Origin of the sequence: Mycobacterium spongiae, assembly GCF_018278905.1 — a bacterium.
Lineage (GTDB): Bacteria > Actinomycetota > Actinomycetes > Mycobacteriales > Mycobacteriaceae > Mycobacterium > Mycobacterium spongiae.
On the sequence record NZ_CP046600.1, the window covers coordinates 3,180,680 to 3,200,774 of the forward strand.

At 66.3% G+C, this 20,095-nt stretch carries 7 protein-coding genes and 2 pseudogenes; 2 read left to right on the forward strand and 7 right to left on the reverse strand.

Annotated features, from left to right (window positions below; all coding sequences use genetic code 11):
• Positions 1–16: 16 nt before the first annotated feature.
• Together F6B93_RS12930 and F6B93_RS12935 are read right to left on the reverse strand one after the other, a co-directional pair.
• On the reverse strand, positions 17–12,634 hold the full coding sequence (locus tag F6B93_RS12930) for a type I polyketide synthase (protein WP_211695463.1): 12,618 nt from the start codon (positions 12,632–12,634) through the stop codon (positions 17–19).
• Positions 12,635–12,990: 356 nt separating this feature from the next.
• Entirely contained in the window at positions 12,991–13,350 is a 360-nt protein-coding gene (locus F6B93_RS12935) for a hypothetical protein (protein ID WP_211695464.1), read from the reverse strand.
• Between the two features lie 181 nt (positions 13,351–13,531).
• On the opposite strand from F6B93_RS12935, the gene rbpA reads away from it, so the two are divergent.
• Positions 13,532–13,867 carry an RNA polymerase-binding protein RbpA gene (rbpA, locus tag F6B93_RS12940; protein ID WP_211699453.1) on the forward strand — a complete coding sequence of 112 codons (336 nt, stop codon included), beginning with the start codon at positions 13,532–13,534 and terminating at the stop codon, positions 13,865–13,867.
• A gap of 1 nt (position 13,868) precedes the next feature.
• Here the strand turns inward: rbpA and F6B93_RS23750 are convergent.
• From F6B93_RS23750 to F6B93_RS12960, 4 genes and pseudogenes are all read right to left on the reverse strand, one after another.
• Positions 13,869–14,675 (reverse strand): annotated as a pseudogene (locus tag F6B93_RS23750) (polyprenol monophosphomannose synthase); the annotation flags it as partial.
• Between the two features lie 124 nt (positions 14,676–14,799).
• A pseudogene (gene lnt, locus F6B93_RS23755) lies at positions 14,800–16,374 on the reverse strand (apolipoprotein N-acyltransferase); the annotation flags it as partial.
• A gap of 385 nt (positions 16,375–16,759) precedes the next feature.
• Positions 16,760–18,355 carry an amidohydrolase gene (locus F6B93_RS12955; protein WP_425518547.1) on the reverse strand — a complete coding sequence of 532 codons (1,596 nt, stop codon included), beginning with the start codon at positions 18,353–18,355 and terminating at the stop codon, positions 16,760–16,762.
• A gap of 43 nt (positions 18,356–18,398) precedes the next feature.
• A complete protein-coding gene (locus F6B93_RS12960) occupies positions 18,399–18,920 on the reverse strand; it encodes an FxsA family protein (RefSeq protein WP_211695467.1) in 522 nt (173 codons plus the stop codon).
• A gap of 72 nt (positions 18,921–18,992) precedes the next feature.
• Here F6B93_RS12960 and F6B93_RS12965 point away from each other — a divergent pair, with 72 nt between their 5' ends.
• Positions 18,993–19,691, forward strand: coding sequence for a dienelactone hydrolase family protein (locus F6B93_RS12965; protein ID WP_211695468.1), 699 nt, complete (start codon positions 18,993–18,995; stop codon positions 19,689–19,691).
• A gap of 7 nt (positions 19,692–19,698) precedes the next feature.
• On the opposite strand, the gene F6B93_RS12970 is transcribed toward F6B93_RS12965, so the two are convergent.
• Positions 19,699–20,094 (reverse strand): PPOX class F420-dependent oxidoreductase, encoded by a 396-nt coding sequence (locus F6B93_RS12970; protein ID WP_211695469.1) that lies wholly within the window; start codon positions 20,092–20,094, stop codon positions 19,699–19,701.
• Between the last annotated feature and the right edge of the window lies 1 nt (position 20,095).

Below are 20,095 nucleotides of genomic sequence, written 5' to 3' on the forward strand. Positions count from 1 at the left end.
CTCGGACCGCGTGCGGTTACTCATCGTTGTTCGTCAAGGCAGCGTTGACCAAGTCGTCCAGATCCATTCCCGCGATAGCGTCTTCGGTGGTCTCGTTCGATGTTGCCGATTCGCCCGTGCCCTCGGCGCCATTGGCCAGGGTGAGCAACAGATCCAACACTCCCGCTTGCCGAAGACGCTTTACCGGTATCGACGCCACGACGCGCTGGATTTCCGCCTCGCCCGGAGCGGCCGCCGGCGTGTCGTCCTGAGTGGTCCCCACGAGTTCTCGGCACATGTAACCGGCCAGCGCAGCGGAGTTCGGGTAGTCGAAGATGAGGGTGGGCGAAAGTGATAGTCCGGTAGCGGCTTTCAGTCGGTTACGCATTTCGACGGCGGTCAGCGAATCAAAGCCCAACTCCTGAAACGCCTTGTCGGGGTCGATGGCCTCCGGGGTGGTGTTGCCCAGCACGGTCGCGATGTGCGAGCGCACCAAGTCCAGCACGACGCCATGCTGCTCGTCCTCGGAAAGCCCTTCGAGACGCTGCAGCAGCGCCGATTTCGACTTTTCAGCGGCTAGGGAATCGGCGACTTGGCGCCGGGTGCGCGCGTTGATCAGCTCAACGAACATCGGCGGCAACGTGCCCCCGTCGAATTTGGCCCGTAGAGCATTCAGGTCAATGCGGGCGGGCAGCATGAACGGGTCGTCGACAATCAGCGCGGTGTCGAACAACTCCAAGGCCTCATCCGAGGACATCGCCACGACACCGTCGCGACCGAACCGTGCCCGATGCGCGGCCGCTAGTGCGCCCGTCATCGCGCTGGCCTGATCCCAGAGGCCCCAACCTAGCGAGATCGCCGGCAACCCGTGCGCACGCCGATGCGCCGCCAGCCCATCCAAAAACGAGTTGGCCGCAGCATAATTCGCCTGACCCGAAGCCCCCACCAACCCGGCCATCGACGAAAACATCACAAAAGCCGACACATCCAGATCCGCAGTCAGCTCATGCAAATTCCACGCCGCATCCACCTTGGCCCGCAACACCGCATCCACCCGCTCCGGCGTCAACGACGTCACCACCGCATCATCAAGCACCCCCGCGGCATGAATCACCCCCGACAACGGCTGCTGCACACCAATATCCGCAATCACCTTCGCCAACGCGCCCCTATCAGCCGCATCACACGCCACCACCTGCACCTCGGCACCAGCAGCGGTCAACTCCGCCACCAACTCCTGCGCACCGGGCGCCTCCACCCCGCGCCGACTCACCAACACCAGATGACGCACCCCATGACTGCCCACCACATGACGCGCCAACGCCGAACCAGCCATCCCGGTCCCGCCGGTGATCAACACCGTGCCCGCCGCCCACACATCGGGCATCATCATCACGACCTTGCCGACATGGCGCGCCTGACTCAAATACCGCAACGCCGCCGGCGCCCGCCGCACATCAAACGTCGTCACCGGCAAGGGGCGCAACAACTTTCCGCCGAACATCGCGGCCAACTCGGCCAGAATCTGCTGAATACGTTCTGGTCCCGCCTCGAAGAGGTCGAAGGCTCGGTAGCGGACTTGCGCGTGCTCTTCGGCGACCTCGCCGGGGTCTCGGATGTCGGTCTTGCCCATCTCCAAGAACACCCCGCCCGGCGCGACCAGCCGCAGCGAGGCGTCGACGAAATCACCCGACAGCGAGTCCAACACCACATCCACGCCACGGCCACCAGTGACCGCCCGGAACTTGTCCTCGAAATCCAAGCTACGGGAATCGCCGATGTGATCATCGTCAAAACCCATGGCCCGCAACGTGCCCCACTTACCCCGGCTGGCGGTGGCGAACACCTCCAACCCCCAATAACGGGCCAGCTGCACCGCCGCCATGCCCACCCCACCCGTGGCGGCATGCACCAGCACCCGCTGACCCGGCCGCACCTCAGCCAACTGCGACAACGCGTAATACGCGGTGGCAAAACCCACTGACGTCGTGGCGGCTGCGGCGGGCGACCATCCCGCTGGCACCGTGACCAGCAATCGCTCGTCGGTGATCGCGATCGTTCCGGTGCCTTCGGGGAACAGGCCCATCACCCGATCACCCACCGAGAAACGCCGCTCCCCCGCGGAACCTGCGCTGGCCGTTTCGATGACAACACCGGACGCCTCCACGCCCATGACGGCACCGGGGTCAGGGTAGAGACCCAGCGCAATCATGACGTCGCGGAAGTTGGCGGCAATCGCCGATAATGCAACCCGAACTTGCCCTGGCCCCAGTGGCGCGTCAGCGTCGGGAATGGTCTCGAGCCTCAAGTTCTCAAACGTGCCGGGGCTGCTCATGCCCAACCGCCACGGACCGTCGCCCGGCGGTGCCAAGAGGCCCGCAACCGAGCGGCTGCCGTGAACGCGCGCGGTGTACACCTGCCCGCCCCGCCACAACACCTGGGGCTCGCCGGCGGCCAGGACCGCCGCTACGGCCGCATCATCAAGAGCCGCATCGGAATCGACCAGCACGATCCTGTCGGGATGCTCGTTCTGCGCCGACCGGACCAACCCCCACACCGCCGCGCCGGCCAGATCAGTGACGTCCTCCCCGGGCAGCGCGACCGCGCCCCGGGTCGCCACGACCAACACCCCTGCCTTGTCGCCGCCGAGCCACGACTGCAGGACCTCCAGCACTGAGCGCGTGGCCGCATAGACCCCGGTCAGCAGGTCACCGGGCACCAGGTCACCGGGCGCGGATTCGAACAAGACAGTCGAGGCAGCGGCCTCATTGGCATCATTGACGTCCACCTCGGCCGTCCCCCAACCGTGCACAGGCACCGGATCCACGTCTGCGGCCGGCTGCGCTGACCAGGCGACCTCGAAAAGCCGGTCTGGACCCGCGCCGGACACCGCCGCTCGCAACTGCTGATCGGTCACCGGCCGTGCGAGCATCGATGCAATCGACAGCACCGGTAGCCCCAGACCGTCGGCCAGCTCGACCGACACGGCCGACGGACCCGCTGGGGCGATCCGTGCCCGTACCGCCGACGCCCCGGCGGCGTGCAACGACACGCCCTGCCAGGAAAACGGAACCAGCACCGAGCCTTCGGCCACGTCGACGCCGCCCATGGTGTCAGGGCCATCTACGGCCAAGATCACCGCGTGCAAGGCCGCATCCAGCAGGACCGGATGAACCCCGAAGCCGTCGACCGATACGCCCGCGTCTGCCGGCAGCGCTACCTCGGCGAACAGCTCATCACCGCGGCGCCACATCGCGTTCAGGCCCCGAAACGCCGGCCCGTAACCGTATCCGCGCTCGGCCAACTGGTCATACCCGTCGGCGACCGGCACCGCTACCGCACCGACGGGCGGCCAGACCGACAAGTCCGTGGCCGACTCAGCCGGCCCTGTGCGCAGCGCTCCCTCAGCGTGCAGCACCCAACCGGAGCCGGCCTCGCTTCGCGAATACACCGACACCGCGCGGGCGCCCGATTCGTCGGGGGCGCTGACGACAACCTGCACCCCGACCGAGCCCTCCGCCGGCAACACCAACGGTGCTGCCAACGTCAATTCATCGACCACGGGGCAACCGACTTCGTCGCCAGCACGAATGGCCAACTCGACGAAGCCAGCGCCCGGGAAGATCACCACGCCGCCCACGGCGTGATCGGTCAACCACCGCTGCACACTCGGCACCAACCGACCCGTCAGCACCACCCCGCCCGTGGCCGGTAGCTCCACCACCGCGCCCAGCAACGCGTGCTCGCTGGCTCGAAGGCCCAACCCGGCGGCATCGGCCGTAACACCATCACCGGACAGCCAGAACCGCCGACGCTGGAAGGCATACGTGGGCAGGTCGACAAAGCTCGCATGCCCGACCACCGCACGCCAATCCACGTTCGCACCCGCAACGAAGGCCTGCGCTACTCCGTTCACCAGGGCTGCGGGCTGCGGACGGTCCTGACGCAGCAGAGATATCGTGACGACGTCGCCGTCCGGGATCGTCTCGTCGATTGATCCAGTCAGACCGCTACTGGGCCCAACCTCAATGAAGCGGGTTGCACCGGCCGACTCCGCCGCAACGATGCTGTCGGCAAACCGCACGGGCTCTCGGACGTGGCGCTTCCAGTAGGCCGCGGAGCCGAAATCGTCCTCAGCCAGCTGCCCGGTCACGTTGGAGATGATTCCGATGGTCGGCGCACCGAAGGCGAGTCCCGAAGCGACCGCCGCGAAGTCCTCGATCATCGGATCCATCAGCGGGGAATGGAATGCGTGCGAGACAGCCAGTTGATGGACGCGACGTCCTTGGGCGCGGAGCTGATCTGCGATGGTGGTCACCGCGTGCTCGGCACCCGAAATCACCACCGCGCCAGGAGCGTTGACCGCCGCCACATCGACGTCGGCGACTAGCAAGGGCCGGATTTCGGCTTCGGTGGCCTGCAGTGCGATCATCGCCCCGCCCGCCGGCAGGGCCTGCATGAATCGGCCGCGGGCGGCCACCAGGACTGCAGCGTCTTCCAGCGACAGGACTCCGGCAACGTGTGCCGCCGACAATTCGCCTACCGAGTGCCCCATCACGAAATCGGGTCGCACTCCCCAGGATTCCAACAAGCGGAACAGCGCCACCTCCACGGCGAACAGCGCCGGCTGAGCGAATTCGGTGGTGTTCAAGAGATTTTCATCATGGCCCCACATGACGTCGCGCAGCGGACGCAGCAGATGGCGGTCCAACTCGCCCACGACCGTGTCGAAGGCCTCGGCGAATGCTGGGTATCCGGTGTGTAATTCGATCCCCATGCCGAGCCATTGGGAACCTTGACCGGGAAAGACGAATACCGTCTTACCGGCAGGCCCAGCAACGCCCCGGACCGTTGCCGAACCCAGATCGTCATCGGCCAACCCCACCAGCCCGGCAAGCAACTGCTCCCGATCGCCACCAACCACCACCGCCCGATGCTCAAACACCGAACGCCCCGCCAACGACCACCCCACATCAGAAACCGCAAGCTGCCCACGCTCACCCACAAACTCAGCCAACCGCGAAGCTTGAGCCACCAAACCCAACGCCGACTTCGCCGAAACCACCCACGGCACCACCGGCGCCACCGACGCAACCGCCTCGGCCACCCCCACCGGCGGAGCCTCCTCAACAATCACATGCGCATTGGTGCCACTAATCCCAAACGACGACACCCCCGCCCGCCGCAACCGACCGGGCACCCGACCCCGCACCGGCCACTGCCGCGCCTCGGTCAACAACTCCACCGAACCGGCCGCCCAATCCACATGCGGACTGGGCACATCCACATGCAACGTCGCCGGCAACACCTCATGGCGCAACGCCAACACCATCTTCATCACCCCCGCCACCCCCGCAGCGGCCTGGGTATGACCCATATTCGACTTGATCGAACCCAACCACAAAGGCTCTCCGGGCTCCGCCCGATCTTGCCCGTAGGTCGCCAACAACGCCTGCGCCTCAATCGGATCGCCCAACGTAGTCCCGGTCCCGTGACCTTCGACCACATCCACATCACCGGCCGTCAACCCCGCATTGGCCAACGCCGCCCGCACCACCCGCTGCTGAGACGGACCATTGGGCGCGGTCAACCCATTCGAGGCACCGTCTTGATTGACCGCCGTACCACGCACCACCGCCAACACCGGATGACCCAACCGCTGCGCATCCGAAAGCCGCTCCAGCACCACCATTCCGCCACCCTCGGAGAATCCAGTGCCGTCGGCGACCCCGGCGAACGCCTTGCACCGGCCGTCGGGCGACAGCCCGCGGTGCCGGCTGAACTCCACAAAGATATCCGGGGTGGCGTTGACGGTGACACCGCCGGCCAGGGCCAGATCGCACTCGCCCGAGCGCAGCGACTGCACCGCCATGTGCACGGTCACCAACGACGACGAACACGCGGTATCCACCGACACCGCCGGGCCCTCCAAACCCAGCACATAGGCCACCCGGCCCGAAGCCACACTCGATAGCTGGCCGGTCAACCGGAAGCCTTCCACCGGCTCGGCGGCGAGCATGCCGTAGGCCTGCGTCATGATGCCGGCGAACACCCCGGTGGCACTGCCGCGCAACCCGGTCGGGTCAATCCCGACCCGCTCCAACGCCTCCCACGACAGTTCCAGGAACATCCGTTGTTGGGGATCCATGGCCAGTGCCTCAGACGGGCCCACCCCGAAGAATGCCGGGTCGAAGTCCGCGACATCGTCGACGAAGCCGCCGGTGCGCGTGTAGCACGCACCGGGCACGTCAGGGTCGGGGTTGAACAACGCGGCGAGGTCCCAGCCGCGATCGCCCGGGAATTCGGTTAGCACATCGCGGCCGTGCACCACCATGTCCCAAAGGTCTTCTGGGGAATTCACGCCACCCGGATAGCGGCACGCCATCCCGACGATCGCGATCGGATCGTCGCCTGTGGCCCGCACTGCCGGCACGTGCTTGATTTCCTCTGGGATACCCGCAAGTTCGCTACGAATGTATTTGGCGAGACCATTGGGCGTTGGATAGTCGAAGATGAGGGTGGGTGAAAGCGTCAGTCCGGTAGCGGCTTTCAGTCGATTACGCATTTCGACGGCGGTCAGCGAATCAAAGCCCAAATCCTGAAACGCCTTGTCGGGGTCGATGGCCTCCGGGGTGGTGTTGCCCAGCACCGTCGCGATGTGCGAGCGCACCAAGTCCAGCAGGACCGTGTGCTGCTCTTGCTCCGGTAGGCCATGTATGCGTTGTGCGAGAGCAGATTTCGATTTTGCCGCCGCCAGCGAGTTCTCGACTTGACGCCGGGTCGGAGCGCTGATGAGTTCGGCGAACATCGGCGGCACGACCGCAGCGTTGGCTCGTAGGGCGTTGGTGTCGATGCGCGCCGGCAGGAGGAACGGCTTGTCGACAATCAGTGCGGTGTCGAACAACTCCAAGGCCTCATCCGAGGACATCGCGGCGACACCAATGCGGCCGAGCCGTTCCCGGCCGGCGGCGTCGAGTCCGCCGGTCATCGCGCTGGCCTGATCCCAGAGGCCCCAACCCAGCGAGATCGCCGGCAACCCGTGCGCACGCCGATGCGCCGCCAGCCCATCCAAAAACGAGTTGGCCGCAGCATAATTCGCCTGACCCGAAGCCCCCACCAACCCGGCCATCGACGAAAACATCACAAAAGCCGACACATCCAGATCCGCAGTCAGCTCATGCAAATTCCACGCCGCATCCACCTTGGCCCGCAACACCGCATCCACCCGCTCCGGCGTCAACGACGTCACCACCGCATCATCAAGCACCCCCGCGGCATGAATCACCCCCGACAACGGCTGCTGCACACCAATATCCGCAATCACCTTCGCCAACGCGCCCCGATCAGCCGCATCACACGCCACCACCTGCACCTGGGCACCAGCAGCGGTCAACTCCGCCACCAACTCCTGCGCACCGGGCGCCTCCACCCCGCGCCGACTCACCAACACCAGATGACGCACCCCATGACTGCCCACCACATGACGCGCCAACGCCGAACCAGCCATCCCGGTCCCGCCGGTGATCAACACCGTGCCCGCCGCCCACACATCGGGCATCATCATCACGACCTTGCCGACATGGCGCGCCTGACTCAAATACCGCAACGCCGCCGGCGCCCGCCGCACATCAAACGTCGTCACCGGCAACGGCCGCAATACGCCGGCGTCAATCAGCTCCGCCAGTTCGAGCATGAACTGGCGCATCCGTGGACGACCCGGCTCGAAGATGTCGAAGGCGCGGTAGCGGATATTCGGGTGCTGCTCGGCGACCGCTTCGGGATCGCGGATGTCGGTCTTGCCCATCTCCAAGAACACCCCACCGGGTGCGACCAGCCGCAGCGAGGCGTCGACGAAATCACCGGCCAGCGAGTCCAACACCACATCCACGCCACGGCCACCGGTGACCGCCCGGAACTTGTCCTCGAAATCCAAGCTACGGGAATCGCCGATGTGATCATCGTCAAAACCCATGGCCCGCAACGTGCCCCACTTACCCCGGCTGGCGGTGGCGAACACCTCCAACCCCCAATAACGGGCCAGCTGCACCGCCGCCATGCCCACCCCACCCGTGGCGGCATGCACCAGTACCCGCTGACCGGGCTGCACCTCGGCCAACTTCGCCAACGCGTAATACGCGGTGGTGAAAACGGCCGATACACCGGCGGCTTCGGCATATGACCAGTCGTCGGGTTTCGGAAGCAGCAGCTGTGTGTCGGCGGCGACCAACGAGCCGCTGCTATCGGGCAGATATCCCATCACTGGATCGCCGACCGCGAATTCGGTAACACCGGGGCCGACTTCGACCACGACTCCGGCGCCTTCGCCGCCGATGATGGCGTCATAGCTGATCATGCCCAGGGTGATCATCACGTCGCGGAAGTTGGCGCCGATAGCGGCCACCGCAACGCGAACCTGACCGGGCGCTAGTGGGGCGTCCGCGTTGGGAATGGGCTCCAACCGCAGATTCTCAAAGGTGCCAGCGGTGCTCAAACCCAACCGCCAGGGAACATCGCAGGGAGGCACCAACACCCCGTCGACCGCGCGGCTGCCTTGCACCCGCGCGGTATGCACCACCTCGCCGCGCACGACCACTTGGGGCTCGCCGGCTGCCAGGATCGCGGCTACCGCTGCGTCATCGACCGGCCGATCCAGGTCGGCCAGCACAATTCGGCCCGGGTGCTCGGTTTGCGCCGAACGCGCCAACCCCCACACCGCCGCCCCCGCCAAATCGGTGACGTCTTCTCCCTCGAGGCCCACAGCACCACGGGTTGCTACCACCAACACGCCCGAGTCACGTTCGGTCAACCAGGACTGCACCGCGGCCAACACTTTGAGTGTGCAGTCATAGGCCCCTGCCACGGGATCCCCTGCAGCCGGTGCGGATTCGAACACCTCATATGACGGCGCGACCTCGTCACCCTCGGCCTCGCGGTCCACCGGCGATGCCGCGGCCGCCGCCGACCACACCACTTCGAACAGCCGGTCAGGCTTCGTTCCCGATACCGCCGCCATCAACTGCTGCTCAGTCACGGGACGAGCCACCATCGCGCCCACCGACAACACCGGCAAGCCCAACCCGTCGGCCAGTTCGATCGATACCCCCGATGGACCCGACGGCGCGATCCGCGCTCGCACCGCGGCCGCCCCCGCGGCATGCAGGGACACCCCTTGCCACGAGAAGGGCAGTGACACTTCGGAAACTTCGGACATCTCGGCGGCGGCCCGGCCTTCGTCGGCCACAACTGCTGCATGCAGTGATGCGTCCAGCAGCACCGGATGCACGCCGAACCCGCTGGTGCCTCCGGCGGCTTCGGGCAGCGCCACCTCGGCGAACAGCTCATCGCCCCGGCGCCACAGCGCGGTCAGCCCCTGAAACGCTGGGCCATAGCCGTACCCGCGCGCCGCCAACCGCTCATAACCATCAGCCACGTCCACCGCGACCGCACCGACTGGTGGCCACACCGACAGATCCGCACTCGGCTCAACCGATCCGGACCTCACCAGCCCCTCGGCGTGGCACACCCATGCCGAATCCGCGGTCGCCCGGGAAAACACCGAGACACTGCGAGACCCGTCCTCATCGGCGGCACCCACCACCACCTGCACCGCAACCGAACCCGAGGACGGCAACATCAGTGGGGTTCGCAGTGTCAATTCGTCCAGCACCGAACAGCCAACTTCATCCCCAGCGCGAATGGCCAGCTCCACGAACCCCGCACCCGGAAACACCAGCACCCCGCCGACCGCATGGTCAGCCAACCAGGCTTGCGTCACAGGCGACAGTCGACCCGTCAACACCACCCCGCCCGAAGCCGGCAGCTCGACCACCGCCCCCAACATCGCATGTTCGCTGGTGCCCAAACCCAAACCCGCAGCATCTGCCCCCGCACCATCGCCCGAGAGCCAAAAGCGTCGCCGCTGGAAGGCGTACGTCGGCAGCTCGACAGCACGACCACCGGGCACCGCACCACGCCAATCCACGCCCACGCCGGCAACAAACGCCTGTGCGGCTGACATGAGGAAGCGCCCCAACCCGCCATCTTCGCGGCCAAGGGTGGGAATGACGATCGCCTCGACCCCACTGTCGACGCCGTCTACACCGTGGCCGCAGTCGTTATAGATGTCCTCGATCCCCGCGATCAACGCGGGATGCGGACTGGATTCGATGAACGTCTTGTACCCCTGCTCGCACGCGCTGCGCGTCGCCTGATCGAACTGCACGGTCTGGCGAATGTTGCGGTACCAGTAGTCGGCATCCAAATCGGCTGTGTCCAATCGGCTTCCGGTCACCGTGGAGAAAAACGCCGTGCGCGACGAACGTGGCTCGATGTCGGACAGAACGTCGATCAGTCGCTCGCGTATCGCGGCAACCTCGACCGAGTGCGACGCATAGTCGACCTCGATCCGGCGGGTGCGCAGATCCTGGTCGGCGCAGCGACCAACCAATTCCTCCAACGCGGCGACGTCACCGGATACCACTACGGCGGATGGACCGTTGACTGCGGCAATGCCGATCCGATCTCCGAAGGGCGCCAACAACTCTCGTACTTGCTTGGCACCGCACGCGATGGAGACCATGCCGCCGGGCCCGGCCAGCGCCGTGAGCAACTTGCTTCGCAGGGTGACCACCCGGGCGGCATCACGCAGCGAGAGAGCACCCGCGACATAGGCCGCCGCGATTTCGCCCTGGGAATGGCCGATCACGGCATCTGGCCGCACCCCGACCGACTGCCACAACTTCGCCAGCGCCACCATCACCGCAAACAGCGCCGGCTGAACCACGTCCACACGGTCCAGGCTCGGTGCTCCCGGCGCACCCCGCAGCACGTCGGTCAGCGACCAGTCCACGAACTCGGCGAAAGCCTCCGCGCATTCGCTGATTTCCTTCGCGAAGACCGGCGCGGTGTCGAGCAATTCGACTCCCATGCCGAGCCATTGGGACCCTTGACCGGGAAAGACGAATACCGTCTTACCGGCAGGCCCAGCAACGCCCCGGACCGTTGCCGAACCCAGATCGTCATCGGCCAACCCCGCCAGCCCGGCAAGCAACTGCTCCCGATCGCCACCAACCACCACCGCCCGATGCTCAAACACTGAACGCCCTGCCAACGACCACCCCACATCAGAAACCGCAAGCTGCCCACGCTCACCCACAAACTCAGCCAACCGCGAAGCTTGAGCCACCAAACCCAACGCCGACTTCGCCGAAACCACCCACGGCACCACCGGCGCCACCGACGCAACCGCCTCGGCCACCCCCACCGGCGGAGCCTCCTCAACAATCACATGCGCATTGGTGCCACTAATCCCAAACGACGACACCCCCGCCCGGCGCAACCGACCGGGCACCCGACCCCGCACCGGCCACTGCCGCGCCTCGGTCAACAACTCCACCGAGCCGGCCGCCCAATCCACATGCGGACTGGGCGCATCCACATGCAACGTCGCCGGCAACACCTCATGGCGCAACGCCAACACCATCTTCATCACCCCCGCCACCCCCGCAGCGGCCTGGGTATGACCCATATTCGACTTGATCGAACCCAACCACAAAGGCTCTCCGGGCTCGGCCCGATCTTGCCCGTAGGTCGCCAACAACGCCTGCGCCTCAATCGGATCGCCCAACGTAGTCCCGGTCCCGTGACCTTCGACCACATCCACATCACCGGCCGTCAACCCCGCATTGGCCAACGCCGCCCGCACCACCCGCTGCTGGGACGGACCATTGGGCGCGGTCAACCCATTCGAGGCACCGTCTTGATTGACCGCCGTACCACGCACCACCGCCAACACCGGATGACCCAACCGCTGCGCATCCGAAAGCCGCTCCAGCACCACCATTCCGCCACCCTCGGACCAGCCGACCCCGTCGGCGGCCCCGGCGAACGGCTTGCACCGGCCGTCGGGCGACAGCCCGCGGTGCCGGCTGAACTCCACGAAGATCGTCGGCGTCACGTTGATCGTCGCTCCGCCGGCCAGGGCCAGATCGCACTCGCCCGAGCGCAGCGACTGCACCGCCATGTGCACCGTCACCAACGACGACGAACACGCGGTATCCACCGACACCGCCGGGCCCTCCAAACCCAGCACGTAGGCCACCCGGCCGGTCGCGACACTCGAGGTCATACCGGTCAACCGATAGCCCTCGATCTCCTCGGCGAGCATGCCGTAGCCCTGCGTCATGATGCCGGCGAACACCCCGGTGGCACTGCCGCGCAACCCGGTCGGGTCAATCCCGGCCCGCTCCAACGCCTCCCACGACATCTCCAGCAACATCCGGTGCTGCGGATCAGTCGCCAGTGCTTCGGCGGGCGACACTCCGAAGAACCCGGCGTCGAAACCCGCGACGTCGTCGACGAATCCCCCATGCCGCACATAGGACTTGTGGGACGCGTCCGGATCCGAGTCGAACAGCCCCGCAAGGTCCCAACCGCGATCGGCGGGAAACTCTGACATCACGTCGCGCCCGTCGGCCACCATTTGCCACAGGCTTTCCGGGGAATCCACGCCACCCGGAAACCGGCACGCCATACCGACGATCGCGACCGGTTCACTCGACCGCTCCAGCAACACACGGTTCTTCCGCTTGAGCCGTTCGACCTGGACCAGCGCTGTACGCAGCGCCTCGGTCGCATGCTGGAGTTGATCAACCATGCCGCTGCCCTTCACCTGCCATTGGTCGTTGATTGCCGACTGCGGCGGTCACCGCGTCACGGAAGTTGCTCCCCGAAACGCCGACGTTGTCCCTGCTCTCCGACCCAAGAATGCCGCTGGAAAGTATGGCCAACTCCGGCGGAATTTCACAACATCCGATACTCACGGCTGTTACCCGCCAAACTGCCGGACGCCAGGAACGAAATTCTCGGTGTGCACGGGTCCCCCGTCCACCTCGATCCACCTGGCCCGCCGCCCATGGCGCGACTGTACCTGGCTACCCATCTGTGCCGGATAGGCGCATGTCAAAGTAGCTAGCGATGGCCAGCGGGCTAGCGGCGGGCCAATCGCGGCGGCTAGGCGCCCACGCGGCGCCAGCCGTCGGCGGCCCTGGCGGCGCGGATCAGCTGGTCACACAGTTCACGCAGTTCGGTGGCCCCGGCTCCCTCGTCAAGCGCCGTCGCGACGTCCTCGGCCGCACACCGTACCTGATAGACGCGATCGGACAGATCGGCAGCGTCATCGGCAGACAGCACCACGGCATCAGCGGGCACCGCCGAAACGGCCCCAACCTCGGTGCGGGTCATCATGGCGCGCTGCTCGTAGGCCCGTTGGCGACACGACTGCCGGCAGTACTGCCGACGACGACCCATCCCGGCGTCGGCCACGTCTCGACCACACCATCGGCACGGTTGAGGCCTCCCACGGCGCGTCACGCCTGCTGACTTTAGTCCGCCATGGCCTACGATCCCGGTATCATGAGTGGTCGCAGATGGTCGCGTCGCGCGCAACCGGGCGTGGCCCGGGAACTCCGCGGCGGGCGATAACGTTTGCCAAAGCGAAGGAAATCGGTAGCAGCGAGCCTAGGGGCTCACAGGATCCAAAGGAGTGGCGATTATGGCTGATCGAGTCCTGAGGGGTAGTCGCCTCGGAGCGGTGAGCTATGAGACCGATCGCAACCACGACCTGGCCCCGCGTCAGATCGCACGGTATCGCACCGAGAATGGCGAAGAGTTCGAGGTACCGTTCGCCGACGACGCCGATATCCCCGGCACCTGGCTGTGCCGCAACGGCATGGAAGGCACCTTGATCGAGGGCGACCTGCCCGAGCCGAAGAAGCTCAAGCCACCGCGCACACATTGGGACATGCTGCTCGAGCGCCGCTCGGTCGAAGAGCTCGAAGAGCTGCTCAAGGAGCGCCTGGACCTGATCAGGTCGCGCCGCCGCGGGTGATCTAGCGGGCGCGTCCGCCGTGAAGCCTGCCCTGAAGGCCCCAGCGGGTGACTTTGAACAGCGCCTCGCGGATATTCGATCCACTCATTTTTGATACGCCGATCTCACGCTCGGTGAAGGTAATCGGCACTTCGACCACGATGAACCCCGCGTTGATCGTGCGCCAGGTCATCTCGATCTGGAAGCAGTAGCCCTTGGAGTCGACGCTGCCAAGATCGATTTTTTCGAGGGCTTCGCGGCGGTAGGCGCGATAGCCAGCAGTGATGTCATGGACGCCAACACCGAGTGCCAAGCGCGAATAGGTGTTGGCTGTCTTGGACAACGCCAGCCGCCGCCACGGCCAGTTGCGCACGGTCCCCCCCGGCACGTAGCGCGAGCCGATAGCCAGATCGGCCCCGGCTTCGACGGCTTCCAGCAGACCGTGTAGCTGTTCCGGAGCGTGGCTGCCGTCCGCATCCATTTCGACAAACACCGAGTACTCGCGACTCAAGCCCCACGCGAAACCTTCCAGATATGCCGCGCCGAGGCCGTTCTTGGCTGTCCGGTGCAACACGTGGGTTCGCGCAGGATCGGCCGTCGCCAGCTCATCAGCGAGTTGGCCGGTGCCGTCCGGGCTGTTGTCATCGACCACCAGCACGTGCACATCCGGACACGCGTCCGTCACGCGTCGGTAGATCAGCGGCAGGTTCTCCCGCTCGTTATATGTAGGAATGATCACCAGGACGCGGTGGCCCCGACGATCGCCCGGGACCTCGGGTGCAGGCTGGCCGGTGGTCATGTAGCTCCTCTGTGTCGCACCGAAGTCACTGTCTTGCACAACGTTGCACTCGATATCAATCTGTGGCGCCCCCGTCGGACGGAGCGTCTTGCGCACCCTGCAAGTCGCCCTCGGGCGCGCTCTGCGGCACCTGACTCGCGTCGTTGGACCGCCGGCGAATCGGACGCGCGAACCACCCATTCTGCCGCACCGCGACGAGCACGACCGCCCCAGCCGCCAGCACCAGGATCCACTGCAGAATCGGACCCCAACGCGTCGCCGGAGTCAGCCCTGTCTTGAGGCGCACCTGGCTATCGAGGTATCCGGGCACAAAAAAGTCGGTTCGGACGAGTTCCCGGCCGTCCGGCGCGATCACCGCGCTGACACCGGTGGTTCCGGCGACCACGACGTATCGATCGTGCTCGACGGCCCGCACCTTGCCGAAAGCCAGCTGCTGCTCACTCATGGTCTGGTTAAAGGTGGCGTTGTTGCTGGGCACGGCAAGTAGCTGCGCGCCGTTGAGGACGGCCTTGCGCGGCGAACGGTCGAAAATCACTTCCCAGCACGTGGACACCCCGACCGGCACACCGGCGATACGCACGACACCCGTGCCGTGGCGCGGCACGAAGTGGCCCGCGCGGTCGGCATAACCCGACAGATGCTTGAACAGCCAGGGCATCGGTAAGTACTCACCGAAAGGCTGAACGATTTCCTTGTCGTGGCGTTCGGCCGGCCCGGTGCCGGGATTCCAGACGATCACAGTATTGGTGTATTCCGGAACCTCGCGGAGCCGACCTGGAACGTCCAACACCGTGCCTACCAGGATTGGAGCGCCGATCGCATCGGCCGCTGCGGCGATCTGTTGCCCCGCGTCGGGGTTGACGAAGGGGTCGATGTCCGATGAGTCCTCCGGCCAAATGACGAATTGGGGCTGCGGAGCAAGGCCCGAATGAACGTCCTCGGCCAGGCGGATCGTCTCCCGAACGTGGTTGTCCAGAACCACGCGCCGTTGCGCATTGAATTCCAAACCGAGCCTCGGCACATTGCCCTGAACAGCCGCGACCGTGACAGTGGGTTCGCTGCCCGATCCCGCGCCCGCGTGCCGCACCTGGGGCCACACGATGACCGCGGCAAAGAGCACCACGCATATGCACACACCCGGCAGCACCACCGCCGGCGGCGTGGCAGCGCTGCTGTCCGCCTGGCCGCCGGTTCGCCACCAACTCGCGATTTCCATCGCGATCGCCGTGAGGCTAAAGCCGATCAGCACGATCCCCGTTGACAACAGGGCAACGCCACCAAGCTGGACTAACGGCAGTAGTGGGCCTTCGGCCTGGCCGAAGGCCACCGTACCCCAGGGAAATCCCCCAAACGGGATGATCGACTTCAACCACTCCTGGGCAGCCCACACCAGCGCGAACCAAATCGGCCATCCGGGCAGTCCCCGCACCACGACGGCTAACAAGCCGAACAGAGCGGGGAAGCAAGCCGACGTCCCTGCCAAGGCCAACCAGGGCACGGGGCCCACCAAGTTGCCGATCCACGGCAACAGCGGAAGATAGAAGGCCAGCCCGAACACGAAGCCGTAGCCCAGGCCACCTGCCGGCGTCGTGTCGTCGTGGATCAGCACCCACGCCAGCAGCGCAACAGCAACAATTGCCGCCCACCACCAATTGCGCGGTGGAAAGCTGGTGTACAGCAGAAAACCGCCCGCCACGGAGACCGCCAGGCGGGGCAGCCGCGGCTGCATCGCTGCTCTCGCGGCGGGCAGCCGCGCAACTACCGCAGCGCGTGCCGCCGCCAGTCCCTGGCCTGCGGCGCCAGCCAGCCGCGCGGCCACGCTCGCAATAACGGACTCTTCGTGAGGTTTCGGCGAGTGCGCGCCATCCTCGACGGTGTCCTCGGTGTCACTGATGTCATCGGTGGCCTCGGTGTCACTGGTGTCACTGGTGTCATCGGTGTCATCGGTGTCACTGGTGTCACCGGTGTCCGCGTTGTCTTGTTCGGCGGAGACACTGGCCGCGGGTTCCCCCTCGTCTTTGGCATCGAGGCCGGTCTCATCTGGGTCGGGATCGTCGGCGTCCGGGTTGATCTGGTCGACCTCGGCGCGCCGCATCCAACGGCCGAGCCACTGGCTAGCCATAGAGGACCACACCTCGGTGGACGGTTTGGCGGCAGCGCGGCAAGGGATCGGTCGGGGCCAACCGTGGGAGGGCAGGCACCCGGGAGCTCGGATCGGTGGACCACCGCTGGACCGCATCGCGCGGGGCATGGACCGCAAGAGCTCCGGTGTCCCACACAGCGTAGGAAGCAGGCGCGCCGGGTACCAAGGTGCCGGTCTTGCCGTCGCGGACACCCCCGGCCCGCCAGCCGCCCCGGGTTGCGGCCGCAAACGCCGCCCGGGCCGACACGGAGCTGCGAGGAGTGCGGTGGTCCATTGCCGCACGTACGCCCAGCCACGGGTCGATAGCCGTTACCGGGGCGTCGGAACCGAACGCGAGGGGCACGCCTTGGGATGCTAACAGTGCCAGCGGGTTGAGTTCGCTGCCTCGCTGGACACCGAGGCGACGGGCGTACATGCCGTTGCCGCCGCCCCAAAGCGCATCGAAATTGGGCTGCACGCTGGCGATGACACCCCACGACCCCAGCTTCGCGGCCTGATCCGCGGTGATCATCTCCACGTGCTCAAGCCGGTGCCCGCAGCGGGCGACGGCAACCGAACCCACGTCTTCGACGACCCGTTCGAAGGCGCTGACCACCGCGGAGGCAGCCGCGTCACCGATGACGTGGAAACCGGCTGTCACCTCAGCCTCGGTACAGGCCCGCACATGGGCCACGATCGCGTCGGGGTCCAGGTAGCAGGTGCCGCAGCAGTCCGGCGCGTCGGCATAGGGCTGGTGCAGCCAGGCAGTGTGCGATCCGAGGGCTCCGTCGACAAACAGGTCACCCGCCAGCCCACGGGCGCCTGTCTCGTCCACCAGCGCACGAGCCTGCGTGGGCGTCGTCACCGCTTCCCCCCAATATCCGATCACCTCGACGCCACGATCGAGAGCACGCAGCTGCAGCCAATCGTCGAGCCCGCCGATGTCGGGGCCGGCGCACTCGTGCACGGCGACGATGCCGGCCGCCGCGACCGCCTGCAGCGCCGCGGATCGGGCTTCGGCTAGCTGTGCGTCGGTGAGCAGGTCGCGAGCGGTCGCCCGAGCCTGATGGTGCGCGTCGGCGACCAGCGGTGGCTGCGCCGTCGCGCCCGTTGCCGCCGCTGACTCGGAAGCCAGCCGGCGCAGCGCCGACGAGGCCAGCGCGGAGTGCACATCGACTCGGGCCAAGTAGGCGGGCCGGTCACCGAGCACCGCGTCGATATCCGCGGTGCTGGGTGGGGTGCTATCGGGCCACGCCGACTCATCCCAACCGTGCCCCCACACCGGCTGGCCGGGGTGGGCGGCTGCGTAGTCGGCAACCATCCGGATGCACTGCTCCCGCGACTTCGCGGGCCGCAGATCCAGCCCGCTGATGGTCAGGCCCGTCGCGCTCAGGTGAATGTGGCTGTCCACAAACCCCGGCGCCACGAAGGCGCCGTCGAGATCCTCCACCTGGGCGTCCGGGAACTGACTGCGGCCCACATCGTCGCTACCCAGCCAGGCGACTACGGGACCGCGCACTGCCATGGCGGTGGCATCCGGGTGGGTGGGGCTGTGCACCCGGCCATTGACCAGCAGCTTGGTGGACATCTGCGTCACACCGCAAAACTACGTGGGCGACCCTTCGCCGCCCTCAGCCCGGCTGCGATGCGCGCCACGGCGGCTGGTCAACGACAACCGCACGTTGTGGCAGCGTCAGTGGCTCGATATCGATGACGTCATCGATCACATCGATAACCTCGCCATCAACAAAGTTCGGGTCGGCGGCCCGCGCATCGGCCGTGACCGGTACCCCCCGCAGCAAACCACGCATGGCAACCGAGGTCAGTCGGGGTCTCGCGACGGCCCGTAGGGGTGGCACCAGCAGCAACGCACCCAACGCCGTACTCACCAGGCCGGGAACCAGGACCAGGCCCGTAGCCAGGGCGACCAGTGCGCCGTCGCTAAGCGCACTACCGGGTTCCCGCAGGCCCGATCGCAGCCGCACGAGTTGACGACCGAGCTGCCATCCGCCCATGGGCGCCCCGATGACGATTCCGATGAGGAAGGTGACCACCAGCGCCAGGGCAGTCCAGCCCAGTCCGATCGTCGCCGCCAGCCCGATAAGCACCATGAGCTCGACGACGGCATAGATGAGAAACAGCCGCCCTATCATGTCAGGCCAACGTGCGCGGCACATGCCCGAGTTCCTCGCACACGGCTCTTCAGGCTGCAGTTAGATGACGCTATGACAACGATTGATATCGACACGCCCGCCGGACCTATTGATGCGCTGGTCAGCGTTCCCCAGGGTGAAGGGCCATGGCCGGGCATCGTGGTGGTGCACGACGCACTGGGGTACGCCCAGGACAACACGTTGATATCCACCCGCATCGCCGCGGCGGGGTACGTGGCGCTGACACCAAATATGTACGCCCGCGGGGGCCGCGCCCGCTGCGTCATGCGAGTCATGCGCGAGCTGCTCACCAAGCGGGGCCGTGCCCTCGACGACATCATGGCCGCTCGGGACCACCTGCTGGCCATGCCCGAATGCTCTGGCCAGGTGGGGATTGCGGGCTTCTGTATGGGCGGCGGGTTCGCCCTGGTCATGTCACCGAAGGGTTTCGGTGCTTCCGCGCCGTTCTATGGCACCCCGCTCCCCCGCAAGCTCAGCAAGACACTGGACGGGGCGTGTCCGATCGTGGCGAGCTTCGGCAACCGTGATCCCCTGGGGATCGGCGCACCCAAACAATTGCGCGAAGTGACCGCGGCGAAGAACATCACCACCGATATCAAGACCTACCCCGGCGTCGGGCACAGCTTCGCGAACAAACTTCCCGGCCAGCCGCTGCTTCGCATCACGGGATTCGGCTACAACGACGCTGCGACCGAGGACGCGTGGCGCCGCGTCTTCGCGTTCTTCGGCCAGCACTTGGGGCCTAGTTAGCGTGCGGTTAGCTTCCGGCCACCTTGAGCTCTAGGCCAATATTGTTCTCCAGGCCGCCACGTAGCCTGGAAAAGAGCCTGAAGACCTTGCCGAGAATGCCGTACCGCCGGGCGATCGCGTCGTAGACGGCGCCCGTTTCCGAGTCGTCGAGGATGGCCGCAGTGCCCTCGACGGCTTCGCTTTTCGGGCGACCACGCATGTCGCAGATCGCCATCGTGACGCGGGGGGTGTTGCGGATCCGCTTAACCTTCCACGACTTCTTCTCGGTGATGACGAGCAGCCGGTCGCCGCCGTCACTATCCAAGGCGGCCCAGATGGGCACCGGCTTGGGCCGGCCGTCTTTGGTGAAGGTGGTCAGCAAGATGTATTGCGCCTTGGCGAGGTCGGCGAAAGTGGGTGTCACG